We start from the raw sequence: 13,442 nt of genomic DNA on the forward strand, positions 1-13,442 counted from the left end.
CTACGACATAGCGGGGACCTTTTTTCGCCATATTTACCCGGCCTCCGAACATACATTCTATATTAATGTTATAATATTCAAAAGATAAAAGCAAGCGCTTTTTCAACTTTATTTGAATCTATGCCGCTGAGATTCATCCCGGCATTGAAATACCGGGCCTTCTGCCAGTTGTTCGTAAGCCGAAATATAAAAAATCCTGAAGGCATTTATAAGCTTCAGGATTTTTTACAGCATTATTTCTGCAATTCAATAAGCAGATCTCCCGGTTGAATCATATCACCGTTATCAACATATATTTCTTTTACAATTCCTGCAACAGTTCCTTGAATTGTAGTTTCCATCTTCATCGCTTCCGTAAGGACAAGGTGATCCCCTTTTTGGACCTTCTCGCCTTTTTCAACAAGCACTTTCAGCACCGTTCCCGGCATCGTCGCACCGATATCGGCCTGGTTTTTCGGGTCGGCCTTCTGGTCAGGGACATTGGAATCTATCTGTTAAGCGTATAACAAACTAAAAGTAATAGAGGGCTGACAGAGGTCTTTTTTAGCTGACTTTCTGTGACAGCCCTTACAATATAAACAAAATGAACACTTGAAGTCTGATATTACGTAAGTTTATTGTTAAACACTTTCACGCCGGCTTCCGCAACTTGAATATCATTAGGCACCGCACTTCCACTGACTCCAATGGCTCCTACTACCTTATCATCAATGACAAGAGGGATTCCGCCGCCAAAGACGACAAGGCGCCCATTGTTGGTCGTATTCAACCCATAAAGCTCAGCTGCAGGTACAGTCGCATCAGCTAAGTTGGCTGTGGGCATTTTTAAAGCAACAGATGTCCATGCTTTATTTTGAGCAATGTCAATACTTGCCAGCCAAGCATCATCCATCCGGTGAATGGCAATTAGATTTCCGCCATCATCCACAACGGAAATAACCATTGATACCCCGATTTTTTTTGCTTCTTCTTCGGCGCCTTCAATAATTTCCTTCGCCAAATCTAAAGTAATTTTGTTCATAAGAATGAACCTCCTCAAATTTTAATGAACATGTAGGGATATATCTTACTTATTGATAACTCCATGGGGATCAATGACAAATTTCTTGGAAGCTCCTTGGTCAAATTCAGCATATGCTTCCGGTGCTTGGTCTAAAGAGATCAAAGTTGCATTTACCGCTTTTGCAATTTGCGCTTTGCCGCTTAAGATGGCCATCATTAAGTCGCGATTATATTTCATAACAGGTGTTTGGCCCGTTACAAAAGTATGTGCTTTGGCCCAACCAAGCCCTAAACGCACCTTTAAGGTTCCAATTTTTGCATCATCATCGACGGCACCTGGATCACCGGTTACATATAGTCCAGGTATACCAAGTCGCCCCCCGGCACGGGTCACATCCATAATAGAATTCAGTACAGCAGCTGGTGCCTCTCCGGCTGCTTTGCCATGTCCGTGGGCTTCAAAGCCAACACAATCAATAGCACAATCAACCTCTGGCACACCTAGAATCTGTTCTATCTGTTCCCCAAGATCCGGATGTTCCCTCAGGTTTACTGTTTCACAGCCAAAGCTTTTTGCCTGTGCAAGCCGTTCACTATTCAAATCCCCAACAATCACAACTGAAGCGCCTAGAAGCTGGGCAGAGTGGGCAGCAGCTAAACCGACAGGACCCGCTCCAGCAACATATACAGTAGATCCTGGTTTCACACCGGCACTTATCGCACCATGATAACCCGTTGGGAAAATATCAGAAAGCATCGTTAAATCTAGAATTTTTTCCATGGCTTGATCTTTATCCGGAAATTTCAGCAATTGGAAATCTGCGTAAGGTACCATTACATATTCGGATTGGCCGCCGACCCATCCGCCCATATCTACATAACCATAAGCCGATCCGGGGCGGTCCGGGTTTACATTCTCGCAAATATGTGTATTTTGCTCTTTACAATTGCGACAGCGTCCGCAAGCAATATTAAATGGGACAGATACAAGGTCGCCTTTTTTTATAAACTCAACATCACGACCAACTTCAATGACTTCGCCCGTAATTTCATGACCCAGGACAAGCCCTTCCGGAGCTGTTGTCCGGCCACGCACCATATGTTGATCACTTCCGCAAATATTCGTTGTGATGACTTTTACAATTACGCCATGATCACATTTACGGCCAACATTTAATGGATTTACCCCTGGACCGTCTCTAAGGATTAATTCGGGGTAGCTAATATCTTCGACCGTTACACGCCCGGGACCTCTGTATACAACCGCTCTGTTTCCTGCCATTCCATTTCATCTCCTATTCTATTTGTCTCAAGCTTGAGACTTAATTGAATGGTGATCAACACATTATGACTGCCAAATTAAATTATTCACCATCTTTTATCTATTCTAAAATATAAACCTTTTTACTGGAAGAACGCACTTTTTTGTGAGAAGGTTACTAAAAGGATACTTTTGAAGCAAAAGGAATGGGGAAAACGTTAATGGATGATTTAAGATCAGAAATAAAAAGAAAAATTGAAAATGGTGAATTTAATTGTGAAAAGGAATTGACCTTGTCCCTAATCAGTGGCAAGTGGAAAGTCGTCATTATTTACCATTTAGGAACGGAAGGGGTATTACGTTTCAGTGAAATTAAACGATTGCTGCCCAAAATTACCCATAAGGTATTAACCACTCAAATTAGGGAGTTGGAAGAGGATGGGATTGTTCATCGGAAAGTATTTCCGGAAGTTCCTCCAAGGGTGGAGTATTCATTAACCAATCTGGGAGAAAGCCTAATGCCGATCGTTTTAATGATGTACGAGTGGGGAAAGAAAAATATAAAATACTTCATTAATTAGAAAAGGATTGTATTATTTCATGTTAAATCATTGTGGTAAGTGGGAATTCCCAACAGTATTGGGCTGCTGGATATTCTCCAGTAGCCTAAAAGCAAATTCCCCTATTCATAAGACCTTCTTTTGCAGGCCTAATCCAGTCAGTTTTTTCCTTACTCCTTAGGTCTTTGCCCGACAAATTGGATAACATGCGACAGTTCATTATGGATACCGACTGTCGATTTTGACTACCTTTTTCCCATGCCATTCAGCTTTGTATTCCAATTTTTCGACAAAGAGGGACCAGGAAACATCAGAAATGCTTTTTGCCAATTGTCTTGGGCGAACAACTGACAACTGCCGGACTTAATGCTAGTAACCCATGGTGCAAGCAGTCCGACTGTTGCAACCAGGATTCCTGCTGTATTTTAGGCGAAGGGCTGTTTGGCGTAAACTTCGAATGGTTGCATGACCGAGTCTAATGGCTTTCTAAACACTGCCTCCTTACTTGGAAAACTGCTTTAAGACACTCATTAATTCCTCAATAGTTTCTTTACCTTCACCTTGTCTAATCGCATCACTGACACAGTGGTTAATATGTCGTTCAGTCACAGCGAAACCTACATTTTTTAAAGCGGACTGAATTGCACTAATTTGTACTAAAATATCCACACAATAACGATCTTCTTCTACCATTTTCTGTATTCCACGAACTTGGCCTTCTATACGTTTTAAACGATTAATAACTTTTTGCTTTTCATCCTGTGTTCTTGGTTTACTTGGGCGATCATGTAAGAATTTATCCAAATGAATCACTTCCTTTTATTTTATATCTACATTATACCCCTATATGGTATATTTATCAACTGGAAACATCCTATTTTGTCAGATAGGAAAAAGCAAAACAAGAAGTCACTTGCATAAAATTAATCAGCCAGAAGTTTCCTAACGCTTCTGGCTGATTCATGTGCGCCCAGCATGAACGCACACGTAAAAAAAGCGCCCGAGGGGCGTCTTTTTTCAAAACCTATTATTTTGCGGAACCTTAATTATAGTCAAGCTCGACTAAGTACCTACCTATCTTTAACACACCATTTTCTAGCACCAAATTATTCTGTGTGCAAACTTTTTAATCTTTTCCCACTCTACGTCACCATTCCGATATTAAAAGATTATCAAGAATATGCTAAACTTGAATTAAAATTACAAAATAAGCAATAAAAATTAGGATAATTATTCTTTGACTGATTTTATATGTATTTTTGAAGGAGACAAATCAATGAATGTAACGATTGTCCGAGCAATGGATATTCTTGATCTTTTCATTGATCGCCAAAAATTAAGCCTGCAAGAAATTATTCAGCTTTCTGGCAGACCAAAAACTTCAATATTAAGAGTGCTTCAATCATTTGAGGCAATTGGTTTTTTGGAAAGAGACAGCAATGGAGATTATTCCCTTGGATTGAAGCTTCTCCAGCTGGGACACCTGGTTTCGGAAAGGTTAGATATCAATCAGATTGCTATGCCAATAATGGAAGAGCTTTATCGAAAAACTGGAAAAACTATCATGTTATCCCTTCTACAAGGGGATAAAGTGATTACAATTGCGTCTTTGGAGACCGAGCACCCGATTAAGATAGGTTCAAGTATCGGCAGACAGACGCCCCTTTACGCAGGTTCCCCAGCAAGGATTATTTTAGCTTTCCAACCAGAAAAAAAGCAAAAAACATACTTAGACACCATCACCCTTCAAAAACTGGCGTCCAATACAATTACGGATAAGGATCAGTTAAGTGAAGTTTTAAAAAAGAATATTAAAGACAAATATGTCCTCAGCCATTCAGAAGTCAATGATCATACAACTGGATTGTCCGCGCCGATCTTTAATCATAAAAACGAGGCATTCGCAGCCATCACCATTGCGGGAATCACTGCGGACTTTACGGAGAACGAAATACCGAAACTTATTAAGGCGGTTCAAGCCGCGGCTTTTGCCATTTCTTCGAAGTTCGGATATCATGGCACCTTTTAAAGCATCCAACCAATAAAAAGACGTTTCCAATCTATTAGACCGGAAACGTCTTTTTTAATGTATCAACCTTTATTCATCACAGGATGTAGTTCAAGAAACTTCGTGTTGAAATCCCCACTCACAAACGTTTCATTCTCAAGCAATTTCAAGTGGAAAGGAATCGTCGTGTAAACCCCTTCGATGATGAACTCCTCGAGCGCACGTCTCATTCTTGCTATGGCTTCGTCCCGCGTAGAGCCGTAGGTAATCAGTTTGGCAATCATGGAGTCATAGTAAGGCGGGATCGTATAACCAGGGTATACTCCTGAATCCACACGTACTCCCATGCCTCCCGGCGGCAGATACATCTCGATTTTCCCTGCTGAAGGCATGAAGCCTTTCTCCGGATTTTCTGCATTGATTCGGCATTCTATGGACCAGCCATTGAACTGAACTTCTTCCTGGTTCACGGACAACTCCTCGCCCGAAGCCACATAGATCTGCTCTTTAATCAGATCAATCCCAGTGACCATTTCGGTAACAGGATGCTCCACCTGAATGCGGGTGTTCATTTCCATGAAATAAAATTCCTGGTTCCGGTGGTCAAAAATGAATTCGACTGTGCCTGCACCGGTATAATCAACTGCTTCTGCCGCCTTTACAGCTGCCTGCCCCATTTTTTCCCGCATTTCTGGTGTCAGCGCGGGCGACGGAGTTTCTTCCAGCAGCTTTTGGAGCCTCCTCTGGATGGAACAGTCCCTTTCTCCCAAATGGATAGTGTTTCCATGGGTATCAGCCAGCACCTGGATTTCAACATGTCGGAAATCATCGATATATTTTTCAATATACACCCCTGGGTTTCCGAATGCGACAGCAGCCTCCTGCTGGGTGATTTCAATTCCTTTAATCAGCTCTTCTTCCGTTTTGGCCACACGGATTCCGCGGCCCCCGCCGCCTGCTGTGGCTTTGATGATCACGGGATATCCGATTTCCCCGGCTATTTTCTTTGCTTCATCCATTGTTTCAACAATTCCGTCCGATCCGGGTACAATCGGCACACCGGCAGCTTTCATCGTGGAACGCGCCACATCTTTTGTCCCCATTTTCGTAATGGCTTCCGGGCTGGGCCCTATAAACGTGATATTGCATTCACGGCACAGTTCGGCAAAATCTGCATTCTCTGCCAGGAACCCATAGCCCGGGTGGATGGCATCGCATTCCGTCAGTTTGGCTACACTGAGCACATTGGCTGAGTTCAAATAGCTATCTTTGGAGACGACCGGCCCAATGCAATAAGCTTCATCCGCCAACTGAACATGCAGCGCTTCCTTGTCAGCCTCGGAATGGACAGCGACTGTTTCAATGTCAAGTTCCATGCATGCCCGAATAATGCGAACAGCAATTTCTCCCCTGTTTGCGATTAAAAGTTTTTTGATCATGTATTTCGCTCCTTACTTGGGCTCAACTAAAAATAGCGGCTGGCCGTACTCTACCAGTTCTCCATCCTTCACAAGGATTTCCGCTATTTTCCCTTCCACTTCAGCTTCGATCTCATTGAAAAGCTTCATTGCTTCTACGATGCATACGATAGAGTCAGAAGTGACGTCAGAACCAACTTGCACATACGGGTCGCTATCAGGGGAAGAAGCCTGGTAAAAAGTGCCGACCATCGGAGAAACAATTTCATGTAAGTTGCTTTTCTCTTCGGCCCCAGAGATTGGAGTGGATTCAGTTGAGACATGTCCCTGTTCCACTGCCGGCTGTTCGAATCTGGTTTGCTGTTGGGCAGCTGGCCGAGAGGCAGGCACAGGTTCTGTCACATATCGGACGGTTTCCTGAACAGGATTATTCCCTTTCTTTTTCAATTCAATTTTTAAATCGTCTTGTTTATAGACAAATTCATCAATATCCGACTCATCAATCAATTTGATAATTTCGCGGATTTCCTGTACTTTTAACATGGAAAATACTCCCTTTCCTTCATTACGACTTCATATACCGGCCTCGTGGATCCCCACATACTCTCATACCGAGGATGTTTCCTTTATATATCCCAGCTTCTTGGAGATTTCATTGGCAGTTTCCTCTGCTCTGCGCTGGGCATACTCCATGTGTTCACCAGATAAGCGGGAATCAGGCCCACTCACGCTAAGGGCGGCAATCACGTTTGCGGCCCGGTCGAAAACAGGATAAGAGAATCCGATTGTTCCCTCATCCTGTTCGCCATAACTTAAGGCGAAGCCCTGTTCCTTCGTTCTTTGGATTTTTTTAAGCAAATCGCTGCTGTTCGTAATCGTGTTCTGGGTAAATTTCTGATAAGTCATTCCCGAAATAATCCTTTGCTGCTCCGACTGGGGTAAGAAGGCGAGAAGGAGTTGGGGTCCTGAACCCAGCGAGAGCGGCGATCTTCTCCCTACTCTCGTATACAGCCGCAATGCATGATTGCTCTCCACTTTCTCAATGTATACCGCCTCATCTCCTTCTCGGATAACAAGGTGGATGGTCTCGTTAATATCCGACTGAAGATGTTTCATCAAAGGTTGGGCCACCCGGCGCAATTCCAATTGATCCGCGACAAGGCCGCCCAGTTCCAGCAGCTTCAATCCGAGCCGGTAGCGGACGTCCTGGTCCGAATGTTTGGACTTTACAACAAAGCCCATATGCTCCAGGGACGACAGTAACCGAAATACGGTCGCTTTGGGCAATTTTGAACGCTGCGCTAACTCGCTCAGGGTTAGGTCAACTTCAGTTTCAGTGAAAAAATTTAAGAGTCCCAGCGCTTTAATAACACTTTGATTCATTTACATTCCTCTTTGTTCACATATTTTTAAAGGAACCATACAAAGCCTTAAACTCATTTCTAGCTTACCATTTTTCAAAAACAGCTATCATTTTTTTCGACGGCTTTGACAGCTTGCTAATAGCAATAATGACCATACATGTAACGATTAATGTCGGAATCATCGGCTCAATTTCAGTAGAAATTATGCCAAATCTCTCCATGAACTTCCGATGATGACCGCCTTAATCTTTATTGTTTAAGCAAACGGCGATTTCACTTCAATCTCGGCCTCTTCCAACCTTCTTTTTATAACTTTAATCATTTCCAATGCTGTCGGCGTATCCCCGTGGACACAGATCGTTTCCCCATTCACTTCTATCTCTTCCCCTGTGATTGCTTTTACCTTTCCTTCTGTTACCATCCGGATGATCCGTTCTGCTACGAACTCAGGGTCCGAAATCACGGCGCCTTCTTCTCTTCTGGAAACTAATGAGAAGTCCTTATGGTAAGCGCGATCCGCGAATATTTCCAGCTTAAAGGAAAGCCCCTTCCGCTCGGCCACCTTGTGAAGCTGGGAATGCGGCTTTACAAACACCGGAAGATCGGGTCTGACAGATAGGATAGCATCAACGATATTGATCGCCAGCTGTTCGTCGGAATCAGCCATGTTGTTCAAGTTTCCATGTGGCTTCACATGTGTCATATTTACCCCGTGTTTTTGGCAAAAGATATCTAGAGCGCCAATTTGATAAATAATCAGGTTCAACAGTTCATCTCTTGGAATGTCCATGTTCCTTCTCCCGAATCCAGCCAGATCCGGGAAGCTGGGATGGGCTCCGACTCCCACGCCATGCTCTTTGGCAATTTTTACGGTATGATCCATAATATTGGGGTCTCCCGCATGAAAGCCGCAGGCCACATTGGCCGAAGAGATATATTGAATAACTTCATCGTCATTTCCCAGCTTGTACTGGCCAAAGCTCTCACCCATATCACAATTCAAATCAATCGTTTTCTTCATTATGGCAATTCCCCTTCCTATTAACAAGTCGCTTGTAAAATCCGAAAGTTATGTTCCTGCTTTCTTAACTCTTCCTGTGCTTCCTCTATTGGAATCTTAGAGAAACTGACTGTATCCCCCGGCTTTACCTGTCCAAGCTTCGGAAGATCAACGGCGATTACTCCCCCGATTTTGGTGTACCCGCCGATACTCTGTCTTCCAACAAGAAAAATAATAGGATGTCCATTTTTGGGGACCTGGATGGCCCCGTAAAAAATACCTTCCGAAATGATATCAGCCGAATCCACATGTTCAATGACAGGGCCTTCCAGCCTGCATCCCATCCTGTCCGTTTGTTGTGAGACCTTATATGTAGAAGAAAGGAACGTTCGAATTCCCTCTTCTGTAAAAGATTCATCCTGTGGACCAAGAATCACTCGGATCTGAACGTCACTTGTATACTTAGGTATGAGGTCATTCGGTAAACGTCTCCCCTTCAAGCGGTCACTTGATCTCGGAAAGACCCTGAGAATATCCCCTTTTTTCAGAGCTCTTCCTTCAATTCCGCCGATTTTTCCGACGAGATCGGTCGCTCTGCTTCCCAGTACTTGTGGAACATCGAAGCCGCCGGCCACAGCCAGATATGACCTGCATCCCGAGCGTGCGCCCTTGAATTGGATCACGTCTCCCTCTTCGACTTTGATTGACTTCCACATCGGCGCCTCTTTTCCATTAATATCCGGACTGAGGTCTCCGCCGGTGATAGCGATGATGCCCGGTTCCCTCACGAGAAGTTTCAGCCCCATGAGCGTCACTTCCAACAGCGCTGCGTTTTCATCGTTTCCTACTATTATATTGGCCATCCGGTGGGAATACCCGTCAGCGGGTCCCGATACCGCCAATCCGTATTTTTGATAACCGTGCCTTCCCAAGTCTTGGATTGTCGCCAACAATCCCGGTTTCAACACTTCAAATATGATAATCTCCTCCTTTCCCTTGTTGCATCATCCCTTTATGCCTTGGGAAGAGTGGATGTTCCAGGTTTCATTGTTTTTCTCTATCACTTCAAACTCTTCTTCAGTAATCGCCTCGAAAAACACCTTGTCCCCCGACTCCAGGAGGAATGGATCCTCTTTTTCCGGGTCATACAGGCGCAGAGGCGTACGTCCGATCAATCGCCAGCCGCCGGGACTCTGAACAGGATAGATTCCAGTCTGGTTGTTGGCGATCCCTACACTTCCTGCGGGAATGGAAACCCTTGGGGAAGGAAGCCGCGGAGTACTGATTTTTTCCGACATGCCTCCCATAAACGGATAGCCTGGAGTAAAGCCCAGAAAATAGACCAGATATTCCCCCCCTGAATGGATAGAGATGACTTCCTCTGGACTGAGCTCGTTATGTTCGGCCACATCCTCCAGGTCCGGTCCCCATTCGCCGCCATATAAAACAGGAATGTGAACCTCTCGGCTGTCGGATGAACCGGCGGCAGAAGCGACCTTGCCCCATCCCTGCAGCTTTTCCTGCACCTCAGCATAGGAGAGCTTCACAGGATTATAGTGGATCAGCAAAGAGCGATAACCGAGAATGACCTCCCCCAGACCATTGTCCGATTCCTTCTCCGCCAAATCGGCAAGCTGACGCACCATTGCATTTGTCTCTTGATCAATCTTATTTTCAAACTCGACCAATACAGCTTGGTCACCCGCTGGCTTGCATATAAATTTCATTGAATATCACCCTAGCTTTTCGTCTAAATGGAAATTCAAGCATACTGTTTGCTTTTTTTCCTGATGGAACTGACTGTATGATTGGTTGAAATCTGTTCCGGGTTTGTCATCACTTCAATGACACACGGTTTTTTTGCAGCCAAAGCCTCTTCAAGAGCCTTGGCAAACTCTTCATTTGTATTTACCCTCACGGCATGAACACCCAAGGATTCACTCATCTTTGCAAAATCGACAAGACCCAGCTCTGTGCCAATCACCCTTTCCGGATAATGCATCTCCTGGTGCATGCGGATGGTTCCATATAAACTATTGTTAAATATAAGGGCAATCACAGGAATGTCGCACCTTGCCGCTGTTTCCAACTCCTGGACAGTCATCATGAAACCACCATCCCCGGATAAAGAAACGACGGTTTTTTCGGGGCAGGCAGTCTTGGCGCCGATAGCGGCCGGAAGCCCATAGCCCATAGCACCCGAAGTCGGACCAATATATGTTTTCGGCATGTTGAAGGAATAATAACTATGCAGCCACCCGGCAAAGTTGCCTGCATCATTTGTAATGATAGCACCTTCCGGAAGATTGTCCTGCAGCGTCCTGATGACGTCCCTCATGTTGATCCATTGCTCTTCTTCCGGGAACTCCGCCTCCAGATCCTTCAGATAATCGTTTCTTCTTTGAGTGCTCCAATCTTTCCACTGACGTTCCAATTCCATCTCATTCAAGGACTTCAGAGCCGATTTGGCATCGGAAACGATTCCGACATTCGGATTGTATACTTTTCCGAGTGTATTGTATTCGATATCGATGTGTACAAGCTTCTGTTCCTCGTTGAATACGCTGTAGTCCTGAGTCGTCACCTCAGAAAGCCTTGTTCCGATTGCGATAATCAGATCGGCCTGGCGCAGCGTGTTCAAGACAGACGGGAAAATTCCCAGCCCTGCGTGTCCGGCATACAGTTGATGGCCATTCGGAAATACATCGTGGCGCCGGAAAGAGGCCACAACCGGAATCTCATGTTTTTCCGCAAACTGCAGCAAGAGAGGCTCCCCGTTGGAGGCGATTACACCGCCTCCCGCTAAAATAACAGGGCGTTCTGCCTTCTTAAGCAGTTCTTGTACCCGGCTGATTTCTTTCGGGGCCGGCTGTGGAGCAGGAACACTGACCGGACTGCCAAATGTCATTTCCGTCTTTTCCACCAGAACATCTTCCGGCAGGGAGACAATCACTGGTCCGGGACGTCCGGTTTGGGCAATCCGGAATGCCCGCTGAATCAGCTCAGGTGTTCTTTCTGCATCCCTTAATTCAACTGTCCACTTGGCAATATGGCCAAAAAATTGATCCAGCTCCACTTCCTGAAAGCCTTCCCTTCCCCTGAACTTCCTGTGGACCTGGCCCAGGAAAACGACCATTGGGGTTGAGTCCTGATAAGCCGTATGTACTCCTATCGCGAGATTGGCTCCACCAACCCCCCTGGTGGCCATCGCAATCCCCGGTTTTCTTGTCGCCTTGCCGTACGCTTCCGCCATGAAAGCCGCCCCTCCCTCATGGCGCGTAGAGATCAAATCAACATGTTCGGAATCATATATACTGTCCATCAGCGGCAAATAACTTTCTCCCGGTACACAGAACGCTTTTTTGATGCCCTCCAGCTCTATGCATTTGACAATCGCGTCTGCAACTCTCATTTTTTCACCCATTTTGTTCAGCCTCTCCTTTTCTATGTGCACTATGGTTGAGCAACTGTATTCTGTTTCATTTCAGCCAGGACATTTTCCATGACATCAAGCGCTTCCGTTAGTTGTTCGTCTGTAATTACCAACGGCGGCAGCAGACGGATCACATTTCCGAAAGCCCCTGAAGTAAGAATGAACACGCCATTTTCGTAGCATTTTTTCACAATCTGCTTGACCAGCGCAGGATCAGGCTCCATCGTCGTCTTGTCCTTGACAATTTCAATCCCGATCATGGCTCCGAGCCCTCTTACTTCACCGATGTATGGCGACAAGGATTCAAGCCGGCTTTTAACCTGCCTGCCGATTTCTTCCGCTCTGTCTGCCAGGTTTTCTTTTTCGATCATTTCAAGCACTTTAAGCGCCGCAACGCACCCCAGCGGACTTCCCCCCAGCGTAGTGCCCAGCTCCTTCGGCTTAGGTGCGTCCATGATATCAGCCTTGCCGGTAACAGCCGCAAGCGGGATACCCGCTCCTATGGACTTTGACAACACCGTTAAATCCGGCTCGATGTTGAAGTGCTCCATGGCAAACAGTTTTCCTGTCCGCGCAAAACCGGTCTGGATTTCATCCGCAATGAAAACGAAGCCATATTTGTCGCAAATTTTCCTGATACCGCTGACAAACTCTGCGGAAGGAACGACAAGGCCGCCTTCTCCCTGGACCGGCTCCATAATGATGGCCGCAATGTCTTCAGGGTCAACGCCGGTCTGGAAAAGATTGCTGAAATGGTCAAGGAGTTCTTCGTCTTTCCGGCTATCGCGCAATTCATACGGATAAGGAACTTTGTAAACATCCGACGGCATCGGGCCGAATCCTGCTTTGAAATTCTTTACTTTGCCTGTTAAGGACATTGTCATATATGTTCTGCCATGGAAGCCTCTTTCAAAGGAGATGATCCCCGGACGCCCTGTATAGCGTCTGGCTATTTTGATGGCGTTCTCAACCGCTTCGGCGCCGCTATTGAGGAAAATCGTCTTTTTCGGAGAATTGCCCGGCATCAGGCTGTTCAGTTTTTCTGCCAATTGAATATATGAGTCATACATGGACACCGGGAAAACAGGATGGATGAAATCATCCAACTGGGTTTTCAGAGCTTCGACGACGGGAGCGGGAGAATGCCCCACATTGAGCGTGCCGATTCCTCCGGCCAAATCGATGAATTGATTTCCGTCCACATCAGTCACCAAAGCTCCGGAAGCTTCCAGCGTGCCAATTGGTATATTCGTAGAAAGTCCATTCGGAACAGCCTCCTGCCGCCGCTTCATCAAAGCCTGAGAATTTGGCCCCGGTACCGATGTGTTCAACTTGATAAATTTCAAAAGTAAATCCCCCTTGGTAAAAAATATGATAACCCTTACATCATCTTTTG

General features: G+C 45.4%; 14 protein-coding genes and 1 pseudogene. 2 read left to right on the forward strand and 13 right to left on the reverse strand.

The features are described from left to right. Positions 1-233: 233 nt before the first annotated feature. From FS666_RS12835 to fdhA, 3 genes and pseudogenes are all read right to left on the reverse strand, one after another. Positions 234-467 (reverse strand): annotated as a pseudogene (locus FS666_RS12835) (biotin/lipoyl-containing protein); the annotation flags it as partial. A 137-nt stretch (positions 468-604) separates the two neighbouring features. Next, positions 605-1,021 (reverse strand): GlcG/HbpS family heme-binding protein, encoded by a 417-nt coding sequence (locus FS666_RS12840; RefSeq protein ID WP_144462393.1) that lies wholly within the window; start codon positions 1,019-1,021, stop codon positions 605-607. Positions 1,022-1,066: 45 nt separating this feature from the next. Next, the gene (gene fdhA / locus FS666_RS12845) at positions 1,067-2,284 is read right to left on the reverse strand and encodes a formaldehyde dehydrogenase, glutathione-independent (RefSeq protein ID WP_144462395.1); all 1,218 of its coding nucleotides are present in this window, start codon (positions 2,282-2,284) and stop codon (positions 1,067-1,069) included. A gap of 200 nt (positions 2,285-2,484) precedes the next feature. Here fdhA and FS666_RS12850 point away from each other — a divergent pair, with 200 nt between their 5' ends. Then, positions 2,485-2,844: a winged helix-turn-helix transcriptional regulator gene (locus tag FS666_RS12850; RefSeq protein WP_144462397.1), complete on the forward strand. Its 360-nt coding sequence runs from the start codon at positions 2,485-2,487 to the stop codon at positions 2,842-2,844. 198 nt (positions 2,845-3,042) lie between these two features. Here the strand turns inward: FS666_RS12850 and FS666_RS20665 are convergent, their stop codons facing one another. Further along, positions 3,043-3,177, reverse strand: a complete 135-nt coding sequence (locus tag FS666_RS20665) for a zinc ribbon domain-containing protein (protein ID WP_425326481.1) — start codon at positions 3,175-3,177, stop codon at positions 3,043-3,045. Between the two features lie 147 nt (positions 3,178-3,324). After that, entirely contained in the window at positions 3,325-3,627 is a 303-nt protein-coding gene (locus FS666_RS12860; RefSeq protein WP_144462399.1) for a metal-sensing transcriptional repressor, read from the reverse strand. Between the two features lie 472 nt (positions 3,628-4,099). On the opposite strand from FS666_RS12860, the gene FS666_RS12865 reads away from it, so the two are divergent. Continuing rightward, positions 4,100-4,852, forward strand: a complete 753-nt coding sequence (locus FS666_RS12865) for an IclR family transcriptional regulator (RefSeq protein WP_144462401.1) — start codon at positions 4,100-4,102, stop codon at positions 4,850-4,852. A gap of 62 nt (positions 4,853-4,914) precedes the next feature. Here the strand turns inward: FS666_RS12865 and accC are convergent, their stop codons facing one another. The 8 genes from accC to gabT all read right to left on the reverse strand — a co-directional run bounded on the left by accC (position 4,915) and on the right by gabT (position 13,338). Further along, positions 4,915-6,270: an acetyl-CoA carboxylase biotin carboxylase subunit gene (accC, locus tag FS666_RS12870; RefSeq protein ID WP_144462403.1), complete on the reverse strand. Its 1,356-nt coding sequence runs from the start codon at positions 6,268-6,270 to the stop codon at positions 4,915-4,917. Positions 6,271-6,282: 12 nt separating this feature from the next. After that, on the reverse strand, positions 6,283-6,792 hold the full coding sequence (gene accB, locus FS666_RS12875) for an acetyl-CoA carboxylase biotin carboxyl carrier protein (protein WP_144462405.1): 510 nt from the start codon (positions 6,790-6,792) through the stop codon (positions 6,283-6,285). A gap of 63 nt (positions 6,793-6,855) precedes the next feature. Then, on the reverse strand, positions 6,856-7,632 hold the full coding sequence (locus FS666_RS12880; protein ID WP_144462406.1) for an IclR family transcriptional regulator: 777 nt from the start codon (positions 7,630-7,632) through the stop codon (positions 6,856-6,858). 237 nt (positions 7,633-7,869) lie between these two features. After that, complete coding sequence (locus FS666_RS12885) at positions 7,870-8,634, reverse strand: LamB/YcsF family protein (protein ID WP_144462408.1); 765 nt, start codon at positions 8,632-8,634, stop codon at positions 7,870-7,872. Positions 8,635-8,654: 20 nt separating this feature from the next. Then, positions 8,655-9,581, reverse strand: coding sequence for a 5-oxoprolinase subunit C family protein (locus FS666_RS12890; protein ID WP_144462410.1), 927 nt, complete (start codon positions 9,579-9,581; stop codon positions 8,655-8,657). Positions 9,582-9,617: 36 nt separating this feature from the next. Then, positions 9,618-10,340 (reverse strand): 5-oxoprolinase subunit PxpB, encoded by a 723-nt coding sequence (gene pxpB / locus FS666_RS12895; RefSeq protein WP_144462412.1) that lies wholly within the window; start codon positions 10,338-10,340, stop codon positions 9,618-9,620. Between the two features lie 35 nt (positions 10,341-10,375). Beyond that, positions 10,376-12,037 carry a thiamine pyrophosphate-dependent enzyme gene (locus FS666_RS12900; RefSeq protein WP_144462414.1) on the reverse strand — a complete coding sequence of 554 codons (1,662 nt, stop codon included), beginning with the start codon at positions 12,035-12,037 and terminating at the stop codon, positions 10,376-10,378. Positions 12,038-12,066: 29 nt separating this feature from the next. After that, complete coding sequence (gene gabT / locus FS666_RS12905; RefSeq protein ID WP_144462443.1) at positions 12,067-13,338, reverse strand: 4-aminobutyrate--2-oxoglutarate transaminase; 1,272 nt, start codon at positions 13,336-13,338, stop codon at positions 12,067-12,069. Positions 13,339-13,442: the final 104 nt, after the last annotated feature.

The organism is Siminovitchia fortis (genome assembly GCF_007681465.1).
GTDB classification, from domain to species: domain Bacteria; phylum Bacillota; class Bacilli; order Bacillales; family Bacillaceae_C; genus Siminovitchia; species Siminovitchia fortis.